The organism is Noviherbaspirillum pedocola, assembly GCF_016632335.1.
Lineage (GTDB): Bacteria > Pseudomonadota > Gammaproteobacteria > Burkholderiales > Burkholderiaceae_D > Noviherbaspirillum_A > Noviherbaspirillum_A pedocola.
The window spans coordinates 281,992-304,098 of the sequence record NZ_JAEPBG010000005.1; the positions used below are offsets into that span (position 1 = coordinate 281,992).

17 protein-coding genes are annotated in these 22,107 nt (G+C 66.9%); 12 read left to right on the forward strand and 5 right to left on the reverse strand.

Going from position 1 to position 22,107, the window contains the following annotated elements; translation table 11 throughout:
- Positions 1-401: 401 nt before the first annotated feature.
- Genes gspG through JJB74_RS14495 form a run of 12 tightly spaced genes read left to right on the forward strand, consistent with a single transcriptional unit; the run spans position 402 to position 10,678 of the window.
- Complete coding sequence (gspG, locus tag JJB74_RS14440; protein ID WP_200592607.1) at positions 402-863, forward strand: type II secretion system major pseudopilin GspG; 462 nt, start codon at positions 402-404, stop codon at positions 861-863.
- A gap of 8 nt (positions 864-871) precedes the next feature.
- Entirely contained in the window at positions 872-2,086 is a 1,215-nt protein-coding gene (locus JJB74_RS14445) for a type II secretion system F family protein (RefSeq protein WP_200592609.1), read from the forward strand.
- A 9-nt stretch (positions 2,087-2,095) separates the two neighbouring features.
- Entirely contained in the window at positions 2,096-3,715 is a 1,620-nt protein-coding gene (locus tag JJB74_RS14450; protein ID WP_200592611.1) for a GspE/PulE family protein, read from the forward strand.
- On the forward strand, positions 3,696-4,457 hold the full coding sequence (locus tag JJB74_RS14455; protein ID WP_200592613.1) for a hypothetical protein: 762 nt from the start codon (positions 3,696-3,698) through the stop codon (positions 4,455-4,457). The genes JJB74_RS14450 and JJB74_RS14455 overlap by 20 nt, the downstream gene beginning before the upstream one ends.
- The gene (locus JJB74_RS14460) at positions 4,454-4,981 is read left to right on the forward strand and encodes a hypothetical protein (protein WP_200592615.1); all 528 of its coding nucleotides are present in this window, start codon (positions 4,454-4,456) and stop codon (positions 4,979-4,981) included. The genes JJB74_RS14455 and JJB74_RS14460 overlap by 4 nt, the downstream gene beginning before the upstream one ends.
- Complete coding sequence (locus JJB74_RS14465) at positions 4,978-5,535, forward strand: hypothetical protein (RefSeq protein WP_200592617.1); 558 nt, start codon at positions 4,978-4,980, stop codon at positions 5,533-5,535. Before JJB74_RS14460 ends, JJB74_RS14465 begins: the two co-directional genes overlap by 4 nt.
- A 1-nt stretch (position 5,536) precedes the next feature.
- Positions 5,537-6,052, forward strand: coding sequence for a hypothetical protein (locus tag JJB74_RS14470; protein ID WP_200592618.1), 516 nt, complete (start codon positions 5,537-5,539; stop codon positions 6,050-6,052).
- On the forward strand, positions 6,049-8,598 hold the full coding sequence (locus JJB74_RS14475) for a secretin N-terminal domain-containing protein (protein ID WP_200592619.1): 2,550 nt from the start codon (positions 6,049-6,051) through the stop codon (positions 8,596-8,598). Before JJB74_RS14470 ends, JJB74_RS14475 begins: the two co-directional genes overlap by 4 nt.
- Positions 8,595-9,086, forward strand: coding sequence for a type II secretion system protein (locus JJB74_RS14480; RefSeq protein ID WP_200592621.1), 492 nt, complete (start codon positions 8,595-8,597; stop codon positions 9,084-9,086). Before JJB74_RS14475 ends, JJB74_RS14480 begins: the two co-directional genes overlap by 4 nt.
- A gap of 2 nt (positions 9,087-9,088) precedes the next feature.
- Entirely contained in the window at positions 9,089-9,448 is a 360-nt protein-coding gene (locus JJB74_RS14485) for a type II secretion system protein (RefSeq protein WP_200592623.1), read from the forward strand.
- Complete coding sequence (locus tag JJB74_RS14490; RefSeq protein ID WP_200592624.1) at positions 9,426-9,989, forward strand: type II secretion system protein; 564 nt, start codon at positions 9,426-9,428, stop codon at positions 9,987-9,989. Before JJB74_RS14485 ends, JJB74_RS14490 begins: the two co-directional genes overlap by 23 nt.
- Positions 9,986-10,678, forward strand: a complete 693-nt coding sequence (locus JJB74_RS14495) for a response regulator (protein ID WP_200592625.1) — start codon at positions 9,986-9,988, stop codon at positions 10,676-10,678. The genes JJB74_RS14490 and JJB74_RS14495 overlap by 4 nt, the downstream gene beginning before the upstream one ends.
- 42 nt (positions 10,679-10,720) lie before the next feature.
- Here JJB74_RS14495 and JJB74_RS14500 read toward each other — a convergent pair whose 3' ends face one another.
- The 5 genes from JJB74_RS14500 to JJB74_RS14520 are packed head-to-tail and all read right to left on the reverse strand — an operon-like array spanning position 10,721 to position 22,089.
- The gene (locus JJB74_RS14500; RefSeq protein WP_234484181.1) at positions 10,721-12,310 is read right to left on the reverse strand and encodes a c-type cytochrome; all 1,590 of its coding nucleotides are present in this window, start codon (positions 12,308-12,310) and stop codon (positions 10,721-10,723) included.
- Positions 12,307-12,960 (reverse strand): SCO family protein, encoded by a 654-nt coding sequence (locus tag JJB74_RS14505; RefSeq protein WP_200592626.1) that lies wholly within the window; start codon positions 12,958-12,960, stop codon positions 12,307-12,309. Before JJB74_RS14505 ends, JJB74_RS14500 begins: the two co-directional genes overlap by 4 nt.
- A 14-nt stretch (positions 12,961-12,974) precedes the next feature.
- Positions 12,975-13,853 carry a LolA-like protein gene (locus JJB74_RS14510; protein WP_200592627.1) on the reverse strand — a complete coding sequence of 293 codons (879 nt, stop codon included), beginning with the start codon at positions 13,851-13,853 and terminating at the stop codon, positions 12,975-12,977.
- 38 nt (positions 13,854-13,891) lie between these two features.
- Positions 13,892-14,395: a hypothetical protein gene (locus JJB74_RS14515; protein ID WP_200592628.1), complete on the reverse strand. Its 504-nt coding sequence runs from the start codon at positions 14,393-14,395 to the stop codon at positions 13,892-13,894.
- An 8-nt stretch (positions 14,396-14,403) separates the two neighbouring features.
- Positions 14,404-22,089 carry an Ig-like domain-containing protein gene (locus tag JJB74_RS14520; protein WP_200592629.1) on the reverse strand — a complete coding sequence of 2,562 codons (7,686 nt, stop codon included), beginning with the start codon at positions 22,087-22,089 and terminating at the stop codon, positions 14,404-14,406.
- Between the last annotated feature and the right edge of the window lie 18 nt (positions 22,090-22,107).

Consider the following 22,107-nt stretch of genomic DNA (forward strand, 5'->3'; position numbering starts at 1 on the left):
AAATCAATTCCATTAAACGTGACCATTGCCAATAAGCATTTCGCGAGTAAAGCGTGATCGTGCGCTATCGGTATCTCGCCTCAAGAATTCCTAGCGCATTCCCATAGATTTCCGATAATCCAATTTACTTTCAGTTTTCGAATTTTGCAGTACTAATAATTAAAGGATGTTCCTCATATCCAGCAGAGGGAATTGCTTCCATTTGGAAATCCTTACAGATGCATACTTCCACTGGACCAAATAAGAAAATTAAATTGAAAAAAAATAACAATCGGTATTGCCGCCCAAAAAAATAAATGACAAACTGATATCAAAATTAATAGAGATAAAGATGTCGGCAAGTCTGTCTGGATGCGTTCGTCAAAAGTCGCACCAGTTGAAATGGGATAAGGGGATATCGCATGAACTATTACCGGCGTTGGCGTCGTGTTGGCTCATTCTATTTCGCAGGCGGTTTTCGCGGCTTTACGCTTCTCGAACTTCTCGTCGTCATCGTTATCATCGGGCTATTGGCGAGCATGGTCGGTCCACGTTATTTCGACCAACTCGGCAAATCCAATGCAAAGATCGCGCGTGCGCAGATCGATTCGCTGGAAAAGGCGCTCGATCAGTACCGCCTCGATACCGGTCACTATCCCCGCACCGAGCAAGGTCTGCAGGCGCTGTTCGTCAAGCCGGGAGATGAAGATCGCTGGCAAGGGCCCTATCTCAAAAAGCCGGTTCCTCCCGATCCCTGGGGACGAGCATACGGTTACAAATCTCCCGGAGACCATGGTGAAGTCGACCTGATCTCACTCGGCGCCGACGGCCAACCCGGCGGCAGCGGCGAGAATGCCGACGTCGTGAACTGGTCCATCAACTAACCCCCGCCATGAGCAGCACCAACATGCACCACTTCCGGGTGGCGGGACGCGCTGCGTCCGGAGATCTGCGCATCGTCAAGTTGCGCGCGGCGGATGCGGCCGGCGCGCGGCGACTGGCGCAGGGAGAAGGCCTCGCCGTACTGTCCTGCGAACCTGCAGGCCTTGCCGGCCCGGGCCTGCGCCGTATCGCGACAAGGCCGAGGATCGACGTCGCGCTGTTCGCGCAGGAGCTCGCTTCGCTGCTTGAAGCGGGTCTCGGCATCATCGAGGCGCTGGAGACCCTCTCGGAAAAGGACGCGCGTGGCGGCATGGATCGGGTGCTGCAGCCGCTGACGGAAGCGCTGCGCGAAGGCCGCCGGCTGTCGGCGGTGATGGCCGACATGCCCGAGACGTTTCCGCCGCTGCTGGCCGCGAGCGTCGCTTCGAGCGAAGAAACCGGCGACGTCGTGGCCGCGTTGCGCCGCTATGCCGACAACACCCAGTCGCTGCGCAGGCTACGCGCCAAGGTCACCGGCGCGGCGGTCTATCCCTGCATGCTGTTGGTCGTCGGACTGCTGGTCGTGGCCTTTCTGCTCGGCGTAGTCGTGCCGCGCTTTTCGCTGCTGATTGAATCGTCGAAGGGCGACATCCCCGCCGCCTCGCGCATGCTGCTCGCGCTGGGCGGCGCGATCAACCGCCATCCGCTGCTGTTTGCCACCGGGTTTTCCTGCGTGCCGCTGTCGCTTGTAATCGTGGGGCTGCGCGCGCGCGCAGCCGGCTGGAATACCGACTGGATGGCGCGCCTGCCGATGGTCGGCGCCCTGACGCGCACCTTCCGCCATGCGCAGTTCTACCGCACCACGGGCATGCTGATCGAAGGCGGCATCCCGGCGGTGCGCGCATTCGAAACCGCCGGCGCGCTGCTGTCCCCGGCCGACCGCGTGCGGCTTGGCGCGGCGCTGTCGGCAATGCGCCAGGGGCATCCGATCGCAGTCGTGCTCGCCGATGCCGGCCTGGCCGACGCAGTAGCCCGGCGCATGCTGAATGTCTCGCAGCGCACCGGCCAGCTGGCCACGATCCTGCAGCGCATCGCCACCTTCCAGGAAACGAGCCTTGAACGCGGCATCGATGTCGCCGCGCGGCTGTTCGAGCCGACGCTGATGGTGTTCATCGGCCTGGTGATCGGCGCCATCGTGGTGTTGATGTACCTGCCCATCTTTGACCTGGCTTCCAGCCTGCAATAGGAGACCCGCATGGACAGCGAAAGCACGATCGACAACCCGCAGGCGGAAACGTCGTCCGCAGCGTGGCTAGCCGCTACCGGCGCCAGCCTCGACATGCGGCCGATGCAGCTGCCGGAGATGCAGTCGATGGCGCCAGATTTCGACGTGATTCCGTATGTCGACGCCGCGCGCCGGCAGTGCGTGGCCTTCGCCGCCGGGCCGTGCGCGCTGCTGGTGGTCACCGCCGATCCGCTCGACCAGCGTAGCCGCGCCTGGGTCGAAGCGCGCACCCGGAACCTGGAGCTGGAACGGCTGGAATGGCGCATGGCCGGCTCCGAGGATCTCGCCGCCTATCTCGCCGCGGTCGGGCGTACGCTGCGCACCATCGACAGCGTCGGCCTGTCCGACGATAGCAGCGTCGCGGGCAGCGATGCGCTGCAGATCTCGATGGAGGATATCAGCAGTGAAGACAGCCAGATCGTCCGGCTGGTCAACTCCACCATCTACGATGCACTGCGCGCCAATGCCAGCGACATCCACCTGGAAAGCCATGCCGGCGGCCTGGCGATCAAATACCGCCTCGACGGCGTGCTGTCGACGATCAAGCGCGTCGAGGGCCGCGAACTCGCCGCGCAGGTACTGTCGCGCATCAAGGTGCTTTCCGAGCTCGACATCGCCGAGCGCCGCGTCCCACAGGATGGCCGGTTCAAGGTCTCCGCCGAATCGCGCGAGATCGACCTGCGGGTATCGATCATGCCCAACCTGTTCGGCGAGGATGCGGTGCTGCGGGTACTGGACCGCTATCACTTGTCCGGCACCCGCGCCGCGCTCAGCCTCGAGGTGCTCGGGTTTTCCGAGGCGGCCAAGGATTTCGTGCGGCGCATGGCGGCCCTGCCCTACGGCCTGTTGCTGGTCACTGGACCGACCGGCAGCGGCAAGACGACCACGCTGTATGCAGCGATCAACGAGATCAACGATGGCCTGGACAAGATCATCACCATCGAAGACCCGGTCGAGTACGAGCTGCCCGGCGTGCTGCAGATACCGGTCAATGAAAAGAAGGGGCTTACCTTCTCGCGCGGCCTGCGCTCCATCCTGCGCCACGATCCCGACAAGATCATGGTCGGCGAGATCCGCGACCCCGATACCGCGCAGATCGCGGTGCAGGCCGCGCTTACCGGCCACCAAGTGTTCACGACGGTCCATGCCAACAACGTGTTCGACGTGATCGGCCGCTTCGCCAACATGGGCATCGATTCCTACAGCTTCGTGTCAGCGCTCAACGGCATCCTGGCGCAGCGCCTGGTGCGCATAGCCTGCACGCAGTGCACGCGGCCGAACCGGCCCGCGCCCGAGCTTCTTGCGCGCTCGGGGCTGGCCGGCGTCGACACGACCGCCTTCCGCTTCGCGCACGGCGCCGGCTGCGCGCACTGCCGCGGCAGCGGGTACAAGGGTCGGCGCGCGCTCGCCGAAACCCTGCGCATCGATGATGAGATGCGCGACCTGCTGGCCGAGCGCGCCCCACTGTCGAAGATCAAGAGCGTCGCGCGCGCCGCCGGCCTCGTCAGCCTGCGCCAGGCGGCGCTGGACCTGGTAGCGCAAGGCATCACCACCCTGGAGGAGATCAATCGTGTTACGCCGGTGGAGTAAGCCTGCGCGCGCGCGCATTGAAGCGCGGCGCGTGCTGCTATGGACTGCGCATGCGGAACCTGTCGAAGCGGGGATCGGCGCCGTGGACGCCGACGATTACGCGCCCGTGACCGAAGCACTCTCGGAGGCACTGGCGCAGATGGCGGCGTCTGTGGCGCGCATGCCGACGAGACTGGAAGTCGAGATCACCGACATCCATGTCCACTATGACGTGTTCGATGCCGACGTACGCGCGATCAAGTCGGCTGCCATGTGCGACCTGGCCGCGCGCGCGATGGAGGAGGCGCTTGGCCTGCCCTCGGGCAGGCTGGTGGCGCGTGCCCGCGCGCAGCGGCGCGGCACCAGCCTTCTTGCCTGCGGCATGCCGGCCACGCTGCTGCGGGCGCTGCGCCAGGCCTGCGAGGCGCGCGCCGTCGTGCTCGCGCATGCGCGCCCGGCTTTCGCGGATTTCCTGGACCATCATGCGCAGGACATCCACGCAGACGACGCAGTGCTCGCCAGGCAGGACGGCAGCGAGCTGATGCTAGCGCTGCGCCGCAAGGGTAACTGGCTGGGCTTCTCGCGGGAGCGGCTGGGCGCGGGCGACTGGTCCGAGTTCAGTCGCCTGTGCAGCGCATTCTGTCTGCGCCTGGGCGCGCCGGACACGGCGCGCATCCCGGTATGGTTAGATGCCGCCCCGCTTGGCGCGATGCCGGAGGCGGAGCGCGACTGGCACCGGCTGCCGACCTGGAGCCGGGCATGAGCCGCCTCGGCTTCGATTTCGGCGCCGGGCGAGCCGCGCCGCCGCGGCTCGGCATCGCGCTGCTCGCGGCGGGCATTCTCGCTGCGGGCGCGGCCGCGATGCAGGCGGGGACGGACTATGCCGGCTGGCGCGACGCCGCCGAACGACAGGAGCAGGCGCTCATCCGCATGCAGACGCCGACGCATGCGCGCATCCCGGCGCCGACCCCGGAGCAGCAGCGCAGCCTGCGCGCTGCCGCGCTGCTCACCGAGTCGCTGCGCGCGCCGTGGGGCCATCTGCTCGGCGTGATGGAAACCGGCTCGTCCGGCGAAGTCGCCCTATTGTCTGTCGAGCCGTTGCCGGCCGGGCACGAGCTGCGCGTCACCGGCGAAGCGCGCAACTATGGCGCGATGCTGGATTACCTTGCCTACCTGCAGCGCCAGCCGGAATTGAACCGGGTCGTACTCACCGCCCACCAGCTGCAGCGGCAGGCGCCGGGCGCGCCGTTGCGCTTCGCGCTGCAGGCGCACTGGGGGCAGCCATGAAGGCCTTCGCCTCGCTGGCTCTGACCGCGCGGCATGAGACGCGGCGCCTACTCGGCGCATCGGGCGCGGCCGGCATCGCTCTGCTCATCGTCGCAATGCTCCTGTCGGGCTATGCGGCACCGGCCTGGCAGGCGCGGCAGCATGCGCTGCAGAACGAGAGCCTGCGCCTTGCCGAGGAATGGAAAGCCAGGCCGGCGGCTGGTCCCGGGCCGCTGGCGCCTGCCGAGCAGATCAGGCGATTTCATGACTGGTTTCCGCCGGCCACGCAGACCGTGGATGACCTGCGCCTGGTCGCCGAGCAGGCGCAGGCGCACAAGGTAGCCTTGGACAAAGGGGAATACCAGATGCAGCGCGACGCCGGCAATCCGCTGCTCGCATACGACGTGGTGCTGCCGGTCAAGGCCAGCTATCCGGCGCTGCGCGGCTTCGTCGGTGCGGTGCTGAATGCCGCTCCCCATGCGGCGCTGGCCGAGCTGCGCATGGAGCGGCCCAACGCCCGCAACACCACGCTCGATGCCCGCATCCATTTCCGTTTCACTTACCGGGATAAATGACATGGCAATTCCAAGATCCACGACGCGCCATCTGCTCCTGCTGACCCTGCTCTGCGGCGCGGCCTATGGCGCAATGCACCGCATCGGGGACGACGGCGGGGTGGCGATGCCAGTACAGCGCGCTTCGCGCGCCCTTGCTGCGACCCCGGAAGCGATGGAAGCACCCGCGGAAATCGCGCCGCCACGGCGTGAGGCGTTCGAACAATCGCCGCAGGCGGACCCGTTCGCCGCAACCAGCTGGCTGCCGCCGACGCCACCGTCGCCGCCCCCGGCCAAGGCGCCGCCGCCGGCGCCGCCTTCCGCGCCCCCGCTGCCGTTCCGCTTCGTCGGCCTGCTCGAAGATCAGGCCAGGCCCACCGCCTTCCTGTCGCGCGGCGATGCGCTGCACGTGGTGAGCGCGGGCCAGGTCCTCGACGATGTCTATCGCATCGAAAGCGTGACGCCGACCGAGATCGTGATCACCTACTTGCCGCTGCGCCAGCGCCAGACGCTGCCGGTGTCGGGAGCGTCGTCATGATGCGGCGCGGGTTGTGGTGCCTGCCCGCACGCCTGGTCGCGCTCCTGTTCTGCTGCCTGCTCGGCGGCTGCGCCGCCGAGCTCGCCCACCGCGAGAGCGACCAGCTTTTCGCCGAAAACCGCTATGACGAGGGCATGAACAAGCTGCGCGAAGCAATGCGCCTCGAGCCGGGCAATGCGCAATTCCGCATCGAGTATCGCCAGCGGCTCACCGAACGCGTCGGCGGCATCATCGCCGACGCCGAAGTGCGGCGCGAGAAGGGCGATATCGCCGGCGCGCGCGGCGCCTACCAGTCGGCGCTGGCGCTGGACCGCAACAGCGAAGCGGCGCGGCGAGGCCTGGTCAACCTGGACGAAAATCTGCGCGACAACAGCATGCTGGACGAAGCCGAGGGCCTGCTTGCCGCAGGCAACTACGACGCGGCGCGCGACATTGCCGGCGCCGTGCGGCGCGCCCACCCCGGCAATGCGCGCTCGCAGGAAACGCTGCGCAAGATCGACGCGGGCCTTGAAGCGCGCCGACGGGCGCAGGAAGCGGCGGCGAATGCGCAATCCGTGCTGCGTCGGCCGGTGACGCTGCAGTTCCGCGACGCCAACCTGCGCATGGTGTTCGAGGCGCTCGCGCGCACCACGGGCCTGAACGTGGTCTTCGACCGCGACGTGCGGCCGGACCTGAAGACGACGATCTTCGTCAAGGATGGCTCGGTGGAAGACACGGTGGACCTGATCCTGCTGCAGAACCAGCTCGAGAAGAAAGTCCTCAATGGCAACACCATGCTGGTCTACCCCGCCACGCAGGCCAAGGAAAAGGAATACCAGGAACTGAAGGTCCGCACCTTCCGCGTCTCCAACGGTGACGCGAAGTACATCCAGGGCATGCTGAAGTCGGTGCTGAAGATCAAGGAAGTGCAGATGGACGAGCGCAGCAATACCCTCGTGCTGCGCGACACGCCGGAAGCGCTGAACGTGGCCGCCAGGGTGATCGCGGCGCATGACGTCGCCGATGCCGAGGTGATGCTCGAGGTGCAGGTGATGGAAGTCTCGCGCGACAGGCTGTCCAACCTCGGCATCGAATGGCCTTACAGCTTCGGCGTGACGCCGCAGAGCGGCACCACACCCATCACCATCGGCGACCTGAACCGCATCAATCGCGACAAGCTGTACGTGACCACGCCACTCGGTGTTACCGCCAACTTCCGCCTCGACGACAGCGACGCCAATATCCTGGCCAGTCCGCGCATCCGTGTACGCGACCGGGAAAAGGCCAAGATCCTGATCGGCGACCGGGTGCCGACCTTCACCAACTCGCTCACGCCGCTGGCCACCGGCGCCTCGGTGGTCACCGGATCGGTGCAGTACCTCGACGTCGGCATCAAGCTCGAAGCCGAGCCGCATATCTACGAGGAAGGCGATGTCGGCATCAAGCTGAACCTTGAGGTCAGCAACATCGTCAAGCAGGTGCAGGTGGAAAGCTCGCTCGCCTACCAGATCGGCACACGCGCCGCGTCCACCAGCCTGCGCCTGCGCGATGGCGAAACCCAGATTCTCGGCGGCCTGATCAGCGACACCGACCGCAGCAGCGCCTCGAAGATACCCGGCCTGGGCCAGCTGCCCGTGCTCGGCAGGCTGTTCTCGAACACCACCGGCGACCACATCAAGACCGAGATCGTGCTGTCGGTCACGCCGCACATCGTGCGCAACCACGGCAGCTTCGACGACAGCTCGGCGGATGCCTGGTCCGGCACCGAGTCGCGGCTGAAAGACAGGCCGCTGCGCCTGGATCCGATCAACAGCGTGCGCGGCGATGCGCCCAGTTCGGGCACCAGCGTGTCGGCGCCGACCGGCGGCGCTACGCCGGCGCAGATCGCGGCGACAGCTGCCGGTACACCGGCAATGCGCCCCACGGCCTCTGCCCCGGCGCCCGCGGTTCTCGCTGCGCCCGCTACGTCCACTGCGCCGGGGGCAACTCCCGCGGTCGCCACTCAGCCGCCCTCGGCATCGGCGCAGGCCATACCCGCGATGCTTCCCGCGAGCCTTGCCCCGACGCAGGCCGCGCCCGAGGCCGGGGCCGCGGCCGAGGAGCATGCCGCGCCGCCGGCAGCCCCCTCGACCGCGCCGCGATCGGATGCGGGCGGCGGACCGGAGCTCGCCTGGGGCCCTCCAGTGTCCGCCCGCAAGGGCGACACCTTTTCGGTGAGCATCGATGCGGCGCGCCTGAACGGCGTGTCGTCAGTGCCGCTGATCATCCAGTACGACCCGGCCATCCTCAGCTTCGTCGACGCAAGCCTCGGCGAGCTCGGCGCGCGCGCGAATGCGGTGAAGAACGATCCGCTGATCAACCAGAACGCCGGACGCATCAGCGTGACCGTGGACGCGGCCAAGGATGCGGCGCTGTCCGGCTCCGGCGAACTGCTGCGGCTGAGCTTCACCGCCAAGCTGGCCCGGCCTTCGACGCAACTCTCCCTGGCCAGGGTCGACCTGAAGGAAGGAGCGACGCTGCGCGCGCTGCCGCGACCGCAGGCACTGACATTGAAGGTGGATCCATGAAGCGCGGGCGCGGCTTCACGCTGATCGAGATGGTGGTGACCACCGCACTGGTCGGATTGCTGGCGCTGCTGTCCCTGCCGCTGTACGAGGTCGTCGCCACGCGCGCCAAGGAAAGCGAGCTCAGGCAGGCGCTGCGCCAGATCCGCGATGCGCTCGACGCCTACCGGGACGCATCGGCAAGGGGCCTGATCGGCAGGGATGCGGGCGAACCGGCCGACCCCGGCGCGTCCGGCTATCCGCCTTCGCTGCGGGCGCTGGCGGACGGCGTGCAGAGCGCCGGCAATCCGGACCAGCCGAAGCTCCGTTTTCTGCGCCGCATCCCGCGCGACCCGTTCGCCGCCGACCCGGGCCAACCTGCCGAAGACACGTGGGCGCTGCGCAGTTATGCCAGCGCGCCCGACGCTCCGCAGCCGGGCAACGATGTGTATGACGTCATGTCGCGTTCGACCCGCGTCGGTTCGAACGGCATACCTTACCGGGAGTGGTAACGATGCATCCTGCGAAACCACGTGGCGGTTTTACGCTGATCGAGATGGTGATGGTGGTGGCGCTGATCGGGCTGCTGCTATCGATCGCGGTGCCGCGCTATTTCCATACGCTGGACCAGGCGAAGGCGCAGGTGCAGCAGCAGAACCTGGCGACGCTGCGCGATGCGATCGACAAGTACTTCGGCGACCGCGGTCGCTATCCCGACACCCTGGATGACCTGGTGAAGCAGCACTACCTGCGCAGCATCCCGGTCGACCCGCTGACGGGCAAACCCGACTGGACGGTGCGTCCGCCCGAAGATACGCAGAAAGGCATGGTGTATGACGTCGCAAGCGCGCATGAAGAGCCGAAGCCGCAATGAGCGCGGCCTGGCGCTGCTGGCGCTGCTGCTGGGGCTCGCGCTGCTCGGCATCGGGCTTCTGCGCGAGGCGCAGTCCTGGTCGCTGCTGCGCCAGCGCGAAGCGGAGCGCGAGCTGCTGTGGGTGGGCGAGCAGTACCGCAAGGCGATCGAGCGCTATTACTGGGCCACTCCCGGCGCGGCCAAGGCGTTTCCGACGCGCCTGGAAGATCTCCTGGAAGACCGTCGGGGCCTGGTGCCGCAGCACCATCTGCGCCGGCTGTACCGCGACCCGATCAACGGCGGCGAGTTCACGTCGGTGCAGTCCGGCCTCGACATCATCGGCGTGGCCAGCGCATCCAGTGGCCGGCCGTTCAAGCGCACCGGCTTCGATGCGCCGGGCTTCGACGACAAGGACAGCTACGCCGAATGGCAATTCGTCTTCCGGCCGCCGCCGCGCGCGCGGGCGACCGCGCCGGCGCAACATTCCCCGCCGCGCGCCCCCCTGGCCGGTGCGGCGCCCTCAACCCATTCCACCCCCTTTTCACTCGGAGCGAAACCATGACCTGTCGCGTGCTCGTCGTCGATGATCACCACCTGCTGCGCTTCGCCCTGCGCACCCTGGTCGGAGGCATGCCGGGCTACGAAGCCGTCGGCGAAGCCTGCGAAGGAAAGGAAGCGGTGCACGCCGCATGCGCGCTCAAGCCGGACCTGATTCTGATGGACATCGGCATGCCGGGCATGAACGGCACCGAGGCGACGGTGCAGATACGCCAGCGGCTGCGTCAGGTGCGCATACTGATGCTGGCCAACGCCCACTCCGAGACCCAGGTGCGCGAAGCGCTGGTCGCCGGCGCGGACGGCTACATCCTGAAGAGCACGACCAACGAAGAAATGCGCGTCGCGATCCATGCACTGGCCTCCGGAAGGCGCTATCTGCCGCCGGAGATATCGATGCAGATGATCGACAGCTACATCGGTTTCAGCCGGATGCCGGCCCAGGCGCCGGGTAGCGCCGCGCTGACATCGCGCGAACGCAGCATCCTGAAGCTGGTCGCCGAAGGCAGGACCAACCGCATGGCCGGCGAGTTTCTCTCGATTTCGGCGAAGACGGTGGAGAAGCACCGCGCCAGCCTGATGCGCAAGCTTGGCCTAAGCAATGCCGCCGAACTGGTGCTGGCCGCGCTGGACCTTGGCCTGATCGAGAAAGAAGTCACGCCGGCTTACCGCGGGGATGCCCGGCGGGTCGGATGACCGGGCGCGGCCGGCCCGGCGGGCCGGCGCGGCGCGACACGCTCAGGGCACGATCCACTCGCCGGCAGGCACCGGCCTGGCGCCGTCGAAACGCAGCAGGTAGCCTCCCTTCGAGGCGAATCGCTGTCCCGGGGCCAGGCCCAGGCGCGGGTAATAGGCGTTCACCAGGCGACGGCTCAGCATGGCCTCGGTCTGCTCCACCAGGTAATCCCGGTAAAAGTTGTCGCCCATGTCGCCAAGGCTTTCGGACAGGATGCGGCAGGCGAGCCAGGTGTCGGACTGCAGCCGCTCGTCTGTGACTGCAATGCCGCGCACCGAAAACCAGCCGAGCGGGAAATCCATGCGCACCCGGCGCTGTTCCGGCAGGTCGAACGGATAGGCCATGAGCGTCCTTGCGCGCCAGGCGTCCGGAAGCGGCGCATGCTCGAGCCCGGCCATCAGGCCGGACACCAGCGCCAGGCGACCGGGAAAGCGCGCCGGCAGACGGCGCATGTCTTCCGGACGCAGCCACAGTGCTACCGCGTCATCCGGCCCCACATCGGCCAGCGCCCGCGCAAGCGCCTCGTCGCCGGCGCCGGCCGCGATGGGCCGCAGCGCCTGCGCGACGCCGGCGGCCGCTTCCAGCACGGTGGCGGCCTGCGCGCCGATGTCGCCGTCGCGGTACACCTGCACAAGGCGCCCGGCGCCGCCGTTACCGGCGACGGCGCGCGCAAGCAGTTGCGCTTCCAGCAGCACCGCCTTCGAGAAATAGAGGTTGTAGTCATCGCCTTCGGCTACCACCGGCAAGTCCACGTTCGGGAAGAGGCAGGGCACGGCCTGCCTTTGGCAGAATCGGTGGACCGGCGCCCATTCGCGGCCGCCCAAGCCCGAGACCACGGCGAACACCGGCTCCTCGGCCAAGTGCCGCTCGAGCTGGTCTTCCCAATCCGACGGCGCGCCGGTGAGCTGCCAGACATGCAACGCCCATTTGCGGGTGACGCGATAGGAGAAGGTCTTGGCGGTGTGCATCGGGCGCATGCCGCCGCGGATGAAGGCGTTCTTGTCGGAGAAGAAGTTCTCCAGCACCGACAGCATGGCTGCGCGCCGAGCCGGATCGGCATCCGGCGTGACGATGGTCGCGAAATGCAGTGTGTCCGCGCTCACGCCCGGCGAGATCGCCGCCGAAAGACCGCGCAGGTAGGACGTCAGCGCCGCCATGTCGGCGTCATCGATGGCAAAGCGCGGCATGAGCGCATTCAGCGCGCGGCCGTCCCTGCCGCGGCCTTCGCGTATCGCGCGCGCCAGACCGGCTTCGTCATATGGCTCGGCCCCGGGCTGCCATGCGGTGCCGTAACGCTGGTCGACGCCGGATATCTCCATGCCGCGCGGGCGGAACAGGTATTTCGCGGTGATCGGCGGAATCACGAAGCGCCCTTCCGCGCCGCCCAGGCCGCTCTTGCGATGGCAGTTCACGCAGGCGGCTTCGCGGCCCGCGATCTCGCCCCCGCCGGCGCGCACCGCCTTGATCGGCGCCCCAGAACCCAGCGTACCCCGCCGGTACAGGTCTTCGCCGGCGTCCGGCTCGGCGCGCGCGGCGAGCGCGGCCAGGCACAGCGCCAGGCATGCCGCGCCGCGCATCAGGTGCGCCTTCATCCGCCGTGCGCGAAAGCGTGGTATTCCCGCAGCAAGTCCTGGGCGCTGGCGAAGCCGTCGAGCCTGATCCAGGCCGCGCCAGGCGCCGGGCGGATGAAAAACGCCGGGTTATGGCTCATCTTGTCGCCGCCATAGGCGTCGAACGCGCGCTGCACCGCCACGCTGGCCTGCGCCGTGCCGGTGTAGTGCCGCCATTGCTCCCCGGCACCATAGCGCTGCGCATAGGCGCGCAGCCGCGCCGGGGTGTCCTGCTCGGGATCGATCGATACCGAAGCCATGTGCACCCGGATGCTGTCCGCGCCCAGCGCCTCCTGCAGCGACGCCAGGGCCTGGCTGGTCACCGGGCAGATCGTGGTGCAGGTGGTGTAGATGAAGGCAAGGAACACCGGCTTGCCGTCGTCGAGCTCGCCGGGCAGCGTGACTTGCCTGCCATCGTCGCGCACCAGCGCCACGTCGGGCAGCGTATAGCGCGCAAGGCTGCGCCTGGGCCGGGACTGGTCCGGCGCAGAGTGGTGATGCTCATGCCCCTGGATGTGCCCGTGGCCTTGTTCGTGCCCGTGTTCCGGGTCATGGGCCAACGCCACGCCGGCCGGCAAGAGAGTGGCGGCCGCCAGCGCGACCGGTGCCAGGAGAAAGGTTCTGCGTCGCATGGTGCCCCCGGTGTTCATGGTTTCGCGAAGCGCTCATCGGGCAGCGCCGGGTTGATATCGACGCGGGAGACGACGATGGTCTGCGCATCGCGGGCGCCGGCCACGCGCGTGGACAGCCGGTGCGGCATCATCAGGCCGTCGACCCGGCGGTAATCCTGCAACGCGGTGAGCATGGTCTTCGGCTTGCCATCCATGCGCCGCTGGCCGTCGACCTGCACCTCGAGGAAGCTCGCGCCGTCCACCCAGACATGGCGCACCTCGCCGGACTTCAGCGTGACCTTCAGCTTGTAGGCTTCGCGACCGTCGACCGCTTCCACGCCGTCCAGCGCGATGCGCGAGCCCTTGGCCGTGTAGTCGACAAGGAAGCCGTCGAGCTGTTGCTGCGCCGCGGCCTGGCGCAATTCCTCGCGGTCCAGCGGCTGGGGTTCCGCCGCGCCCTTGCCCAGCCAGGGCCGCAGCTTCCAGCCGCTGCTGCCGTCGAAGGTCTGGACCGCGGTCGCGCCGTTGAACTTCAGTTCGAGTCGCATGCGATTCGGCCGCTTCAGTTCCATCACGAAGGGCAACTGCACCATTTCACCCGGCTCCGGCTGCGCGCGCGCAGCGAGCCTGGCGTCGCGCACCTTGAGCGCCTTCTTGCGGCGCGGGTCGGGTACGGTGTCCTGGGGCTTTTCGGTGCGGATCCGGCCCGCGTCCAGCATGCCGGTCATCGACAGCGCCGCCACCTTGTGCCAGGCGTCCAGCCCGCCGCGCGCAGCAATACTCTTCTGCACGATCTGCTCGGCGCTCATGCTCGGCAGCGCCGCCTGTGCCGGGCTGTGCGCAAATGCGCATAGCAAGCCCGCCGCCAGCAACGCAGCGCGCACTGCGCTATCCATGCCATTCGCTCCAGTCATTCCTGCCTCCCTTTCGCAAACAATATTCTTGTGTCGTTTCATTTCACGACGATGCCGTCGACCTGAAAGCCGCCGATCACGACGCTGACCCGGTTGCCCGGCGCAACCGTCTTGCCCGGATTGCCGAAGACGATGAAATAGCTGCGCCCGACTTCCGGCTCGGTGCTCTGGCGCAGTTCGCCGACCTTTTCCATCGCCGGCACAGCCATGCGGATGCCGGTGGCTTCATCGATCAGGTAAGGCCGTACCGTCCTGTCGTTGAGCAGCCTGGCCTTGTCCGCGTCCAGCACCCGGTAGCGAAAGGCCAGCATGTAGCCCGAGGACACCGCGCGCACGCCCTCGATGTCCACGCCCCAGTGACGCTTGAAGCGCTGGGCCAGGCGCGCGTCGAGCTCGCGCGATGCTGCTGCCGGGGCGGCCGGGACTGCCAGAGCAACAGCATCGGCGCCGGCCGCCGCATCGCCGGCCCGGCAGGACGGCGACGGCAGCCAGAGCAGCGCGGTGCACAGCGGCAGGAGCGCCTGCCTTGCGAAGATGTTCATGGCCGCCCTCATTGCACGTTACCGCCGGCAAAGTCGTCCACCTGCTGGCGTGCGGACAGGTACATGCCGATGCGCCCGCCGCTGGTGGCATTGGGCCACGCTACCTGTACCGCGCCGATCTGAGTCGCTGTAGCGCCGCTGGTCTTGTAAATGCGCACCGTGCCATCGCCGTATGCCACCGCGCTCAGCACATCGTTCAGCGCAAAGCTGGCCGGGCTCGTCGTGCTCCACGGGGTGAAGTTCACGCCGTAGTTGTCGGACGTTTCCACGGTCAGCGTCACGCTGGTCTGTGCTCCCGCGGCCTGCGCGCTGGCCACGCGCACCCGCAGCATGTGCTGCGGCGCGCCGAGGGTGACGCCGCCGCTGGCCTTCAGGACCAGCGCGCTGCCGACGATCGGCGCATTCACGAAACGGAATGCCGCGCCCTGGTTCGCGCCGTAGCCCGTGGCGGGCACGTTCCACAATGCATACCCGGGCAGCGTCAGCGCGGGCACCGTGGCGAGATTGCCGTTCACCTGGATCGATGCGATGCCGAGCAGGTTCGCCTGACTCCAGCTGCTGCCGAGGTTGGTCGCATTACGCCGGTTGAAGTTGTCGAGCGCAGCGAGCGCGGGCAGCGGCACCGGTTGCGGCGGTGCGCTTACGTACTCGTCGGCACCGATATCGATTTGCGCACCGCGCGCATCGCCGTCGTAATCGGCGGCCGGTGCGCCCTGCACTGCGCCCTTGCCTAGCGCCGCCGAGTTCGCGGCGATGTGGTAGTCGCCGAGCAGCGGCTTGACCGTGTTCGGCTGGCCCGGTTTTGCCGGATCGTTCAGCGAAAGCGGACCGTAGCGCACGTCCACCCAGTTGCCGCCTTCATCGAGCGAACCCGCCGCCTGCATGCTGAACGGCACCGTCGGCGCTGGCGTGATCGGGGGCGCCGGCGAGATAAAGCGCGCCGCGTTGCAGTAGGTGCTGGCGAACAGCGGATCGCCGCTGACGTTGCCGTTGTCGGTATAGTCGGTAACCGATGTCATCAGACTGGATGTCGGATTGAGGCGCAGCGCCGGGCTGGCCTGCGGCTGGCCCAGGATGCCGAAGTCCCAGTAATTCGCATTGACGCTGTTGCCGCCGCAACCGCTGACGACCGGATTGAGCTGGAAGCCGGTCGAGTTCGCCACCGGGCTGAAGAAGAAGGCCCGGTTTTCCCACACGATGTTGTTGCGCAGGAGCACGGTGCGGGAATCGCGGTCGGCACTGATGCCGGCCGGCTGCGGCGTCGAGGTGGTCGGATTGTTACCGAACACCGCGCCGACGGTAGCGGTCGAGTCGTTGCGCGCCACCGTGTTGTTGATGATCGTCGTCGCCGCCGAGTTCTGCAGCGAGATGCCGCCGCCGGACCAGCCGGCCACGTTGTTGACGATCATGTTGTTGGTGACGCCGACGCTGTTGCGCTCGGACACGCGGCCGCCGGCATTGGCCACATCGCGCAGATAGACACCGCCGCCGTGACCCGAGGCCGCATGGTTGCCCTGGATGAGATTGGCGTCGACGACCAGGTTGCCCGGACCACGCGTGGTGCCCGTCGGCACCGGCGCTTCGCCTTCGACCGCGAGGCCGCCACCGGAATTGGTCGACCCCTGGTTCAGGCTCTGGTTGAACACGATCTTGTTCTTGCTGATCGTGTTGTTGCCGCCGCTGTATCCCAGGTGTGCCACGCCGCCGCCGTCGGCCATGCTCATGTTGCCGCAGATGAAGTTCGAGGTGACCGCGTAATTGTCGGTGCCCGAGTTCAGCGACAGGCCGCCGCCGCCGCCCGAAGCCGCAAGCTGCGATTCGACGGTGCCGTTGGTGGTGATGGCATTGTTGTGCACCCTGACGTTCCGGTTGAAGCCATACGGCACCGGCAGGTCGGTCAGTGCCTCGAGGTTCGGCTGGCCGATGCGCACGCCGCCGGTCCATGTGCCGGCGTTGCCGTACACCCGGTTGTTGGAGAACTCCAGGTTGTGTGCCCAGCCGTTGACGTACACGCCGCCGCCTGAATCACCGCCGGTCACGGATAGGCCGTCGATGCGCGAGGTGCCGCACAGGAAGTTGCTCTGCCAGGTGGTCGCGCTCGGGTCGCCATTCAGTGCCCGGCAATGGTTCGCCGGATAGTTCTTGGCCAGCACCGTGATGCCCGCGCCTTCCTCGGTGCTCATCACCGTCGGCTCGAGCAGCACCACGCCGCCGGTGATTTCCTGGCCTGGCAGCGGATCGACCTGAGCCGGGCGGGTCTGGTTGCCGGCGGCATCGATGCCGAACAGGTCGTTGATGCGGGTGCGCCATGCCGCGAGCTTCTGGTTCGGATACTTCGCGGCGTTGATGACCACCGAGGCCGCGCCGACGCCCTGCAGCCGCACCGGCTTGTACATGATGACCAGTTCGCCGTAGCTGCCCTCGTCGACCAGGATCAGGTCGCCCGGATTGGCGCGGTCGATCGCGGCCTGTATCGTCTGGCCAGCGCTGGCCTGGACCCGGATCAGCCGGTTGTTCTTCTGCGAGTCGTCAACCGTGACCGTGACCGCATCGACAGTGGACTTGCCGTTGGCCGCCGTGATGGCCAGCTGGCCGCTCGGCGTGCCGGACTTGACCGTAGCGACGATGCGGTCGTCGGCCCAGCTGGTGACCTCGAGCTCGACATTGCCCAGCATGACCTTGCCGGCGACGCTGCCGAAGCCGTAATGGCGGGTGATGGTCTTCTGGTTGTACGGCGCGGCAGTTTCGGCCGGGCCGGCATAGGCCGGGTTCGGCACGGCCACGTCGCCGCGCGCGGTGATGACCAGCGAGCCGCCGGTGGACGGCAGATAGGGGCCGAAATTGCCGGCCGCGTCATCGACGCGCCGAATCGCCGGTGTCGTGTCTTCATACGAGCAGTCGGCCGGGTAATAGCCCGCGGCGAAGGCCGCCACCGGCAGCACCGGGGTATCGAGGTAAGTCGTACTGCCCGGCATGAACGGGTTGGTGTAGCAGAAGTTGCTGTACATCGGGTTGAAGTTCGGATCGGTCACCATCTTGCCGGTGGCCGGGTCCTTGATCGGGCCCGGGTCGTTCATGCAGTTCGTCACCATGTTCGGCGCATAGCCACTCGGGTTCGGTATGTTGGCCTGCCAGGTCGAGGCGATCAGGCCGTTGTACATGCCCCACTGGTCGGCATAGACGCGGCCGAGTTCGTTGCCGTTGAAGTCGCGCATCGCGATCGGCACGAAAGGCACTGCGAACTTCTCGCCGAAGTCCGGGGCGGCGGCATTGAACTCGGAAGCCGCGTCGTCGAGGATCATGCCGGTGTAGTGCGCCGCGATCGGCGTCGGCGTGAACAGCTGGAAGTCGGCCGTGGCCTGCATCTGGTCGTTCAGCACGATTTCCTTACGGTTGCAAAGAGGCCGTGTCGTGCCAGCGAACGGCGCAACCTGGCCGCTGTCCGGGTAGAGGCTCATGAAGTCGGGCACCAGGTGCGGCTCGCCGACACACGGCGGAAAGGCGATGCCCGGCTCCTGCCGCGCCGCAGCGTTCACCGTGGCCTGGTCAGGCAGGATGAAGATGTTGCCGACGCCGGCGAACTGCTGCGCAACGGGGGCTTCGAAGGCGTCGCCGAGCAGCACGTTCTTGTCCTCTTCCTTCACGATTTCGTAACCCTCCGGCGCGATCACCTCGACGACGTAGCGGCCGGCCGGGATGTCATCGAAGGTGTAGCGGCCGTCATAGACCGCCGGGCGCGTCTGATTGAAGTTGTGCATGCTGTCGTAGCACTTGCCGATGTTGGCCACGCCCAGCGTGTATGCCAGGAATGGATCGTCGGGGCGCTGGCCCGGGCAGTCGGTGGGCAGCTTGTCGTCCCAGCTGCTGCTGGTGGTTTCCTTCACGAACACCAGGCCTTCGCTGCCGTCCGGCGCGACGGTCTTGCGGTACAGGCGCACCTTCACCCTGGGAATGCCGGGCTCCCAGTTCAGCTGCGCATGCATGCGCGGATCGTCCAGGCCGCGGGTCGCCGCGTACAGCACCATGCCGGTGATGCCGCCGTTCTCGCCGGGCAGGTACTGGCGCTTGCCCCAATTGATGATGTTGGTCTGGCTGATGAAACCCTGGATGCCCATGCTGATGACGCTGCCATCGAAGGTCTCGATGGTCGAGCGCGGCGTCTGGCCCGGGGCGGCCGGGTAGGTGCTGGACAGGATGCCCTTGTATGGCCCGGTGCTGTCCACCGGTCCGCCGCCGTCGACGACGATGTTGACCTTGGTGGCCTTGTAGCGCGTGGTATCGGACTCGGCTACGTACCAGTTGAACAGCGGGAAAAGCTCGTTGATCGCGCCGCTGCCGCTGGTATCGGTGGGCGAGGTGTAGCCGATGCTGCCGTCGCGGTAGCGTACCCGCATCGGAATCTGCGCGATGCCGGGTTCGCCGTCGTCCTGCACGCCGTTGCCGTTGCTGTCGATGAAAGCGTTTTGCTCGATGTTGGTGAACCAGCTCATCACCGGCACATTCTTCATGTCGGTGAGTGGACCGGCGACATGGACCGCGTTGTACTGGATGATCTGGTCCAGCCATTCGTCCCAGACCACCAGCTCGTAGTCGCCTTCGGGAATGCCGGTGAACTTGAAGCTACCGTCGGGCTGGCATGCCTGAATAGCGATGTTGGCGCCGGTGCCGCCCTGCGAATTCAGGCCAACGTAGCAGGTGGAAGCGGACAACACGTCGTTCGAATTGCTGTCGAACAGTTCGGTCTGCCAGGGCCGCGACATGTGCAGGTTGGTGACGCGGCCGATGACCGAGGACTGGCAACTGCCCTGCGCGGAGCACAAGCCGCCGTCGCGCGCCCTGGTGCTCGGATCGATCAGCTTGTTGACGCGGTCCGGGTTCACGAAACCGACGAAGGCATGGAAGCCCGGCGGGCCGAATTCCTGGAAGTAGCCCGGCTCGCCAGACTTGGCGAACGCGTCGTTGGCGCGGGTGCCTTCCAGCGTCGACACCTGCAGCCAGGTCTCGCCCTTCTGCGCCCGGTCCGCGCCCGGCGCCACCAGCACGTCGTAGCGCGAGGGATTGATGTTCTGCACCAGCGCGTGGCCGGCGAGCGGCAGCCGGTTGCGATGCTGCGGATCCTTGACTTCATCGTATTCGGGGCAGGTATAGATCACGCCGACGCGGTTCTCCGCGCCGGCCGGTCCGTTCTGCGCGCCTGGGCCGCGCGGGCAATTCGTCGGATCGAGCTCGAACAGCGCATTGGTCAGCGGCATGTTGTAGACGTCGTAGACGGTCTGGCCGGCAACGTCACCGATGCGGCCGGCGGTGTCGTTGATGGTGACCGCGAAGCCGCCCAGGCCGGCGTTGATCTCGGCGGTGTCGATGGCGCCGTTGGTCGGATTATTGTCTTCGAACACAAAGATCGACAGCTGCGCCGGCTTCATCGGCGTCGGCGGCAGCAGCACCTGCAGCGTCCCCTTTGCGGCGATGTCCGCCGGCGTGATCGGCACGCCGCCCATCGTATGGCCCGAGTTCGGGGTTCCGGAGTCGACCGTCATTGCGTCCGCAGGCAGCACAGATAAGTAGTAGTACTTGTTCGGATCCAGCGCCGCGCTGTCCGGCGTCGTCCGCGGTCGCGGCGCCACCGCGGCGCCCTTCACCGTTTGGCTGTCGCCGCAGCTGATCGGTCCGGTGCAGCCGGTGGCCACGACCGGCATGTGGCTGGCGTGGAAGTTGGTCGCAAGTGCATTCGGTATGCCGTCGGCGCCGTTCGGCGTGAGCTGTGTCGAATTGTGGAAGGTGCGGTCTTCCTCGATGACCCAGCGGTAGTCAGGCGTGTCGCCGCCAACGGACGCCTTGGTACTGGCGTCGGCAAGCGCAATCTTCACGCCACTGGCCTGGCCGAAGGACAGCGTTACCGTGGCCGGCGCGCTTTTCGTTCCCTGCGAGTTCACCGCCACATACTGGAACGAATAAGTGCCCGCGGCGCCGGCCTGAGCGCTGAAGCTGCCGTCCGGGTTCAGGTTCACCACGAGGCCGCCCTGCTGGTTCGCATTCGGCACGAGCTGCGCGGTGAGCCGGTAGCCGCTGGGATCGGTGTCGTTGCCGAGCACCCCGCTGCCGCCGACCTTCAGTCCGGCACTGAAAGCCGCATTGCTGGCGTAGCTGTCCGGGTTGGCGACCGGTGCGGCGCCGACCTTGCCGGCATCCACGGTCAGCGTGACGGTGGCTGACAGCTCCGGCTTGCCGTTGCCGTAATAGGTAAAGCTGTCGCTTTGCACCGACGTCCCCTGCCCGTTGGGCGTGTAGACGAAGGTGCCATCCGCATTCAGCGTCACCGTACCCTTGGTTGGAGCGGTCTTGATCTGAGGATTGGCGATCGCGACATCGTTGGCCAGCACGTTTGCGCCGAAGGTCGAGCTGCCCGGCGGCACCGCATAGCTGTCGTCGACCGCCTTGGGCAAGGCTGCCGCCGGCAGCGCGCCGCCGGCGATCTGTATGTAGCCCTGCATGCCACCGTCGGCGATGTTGTCGTTGGACAGGCTCAGCTGGCGGTCAAAGACAGCGAGCATGCCCGGCGCAAAGCCACCGGATGCCAGCTTAGGCTTGACCAGCACGTCATGCGTCTTGCCCGCGGTAAGCAGCACTTCGCTCTGCACCTTCGGATTGCCAGGTGCAAGGTTGCCGTCCTCGGCGACGACATATAGGTTCTGGCCGAGCACCGCGGGGGTGTGGCTGCGCAGGCCAGCGTTGGCGAAGCGCAGGAGCACGTTGCCGCTCATCGAGGCTGGGGCGATCGGCGGCGCGACGATGCCTGGCGCGGTCCGGTCATAGGCTTGGCCATTGAGAAGAAAATACTTCGGGTTGTAGTTCACCGCCGATGGATAGCAGGGCGAGCTCGCGCCGCAGGCCGGGCTGTTGGCCGGCAGATCCTCGCGCGCCTTGGCCTGGGCAGCCACGTCCACCGCGCTGTTCTGCGCGGGGTCGATCTCCGAGAGCAGCAGCACCGCGCTGGCGTCATGCGCGACGCTGCCGTTCGCACCTCGTCCAGCATACGGGGCGGGATAGGCCTGTCCGGGCGTAAGCGTGGTGCCTTGCAACACTGGATCCTGGGTTACGACCAGCACACCGTACAAGCCCATCGGCGCCTGCAGCGACGGATGCGAACCGGTCTCGTACAGGTAGGTGCCAGGCTTCAGGTTGGTCCAGGTATAGGTCATGCTCCCGCCTGGCTGCGCTTCCTTTGTGAAGGCGCGCGCACGGTCGGGCTGCTTTGGTGGCGTGAAGGTGGCATCACTGCTCGCCGGCGCCGGAGCTGGCCACGTCAGTCCACTAGGCTGATGGACCGGACTCGGCTGCATCGTCGGTTGGCCAACCGAGCCGCCGACCTGGCCAAGGATCACGATCGACGTCGGCGTCGGCAAGCCGTTGCTGAGCGTGATGCTCAGGTTGTCTCCCGGCGCAGCGACGATAGTCGGCCCCGGTGCCCAGGTATTGCCGCAGCCGCCGCTGGCCGGCGTGGTGCAGTAACCCCACATCGGCACTGCCTGCTGGCCGTTCGGCGGCGTAAAACTCATCCCGCGTGCCGCGGTCAAATTGATGCTCACGTCCTTGGCGAGCGCTGGCAAAGCCGCCGTCAACGCTGCACCGCAAGCCAGCATGCTCAGGTTGATACGCAGCCTGCCTTTGGACTTCCATGCGCCTGTTCTTTTCATGGTGTTGTTCCCTGTTGT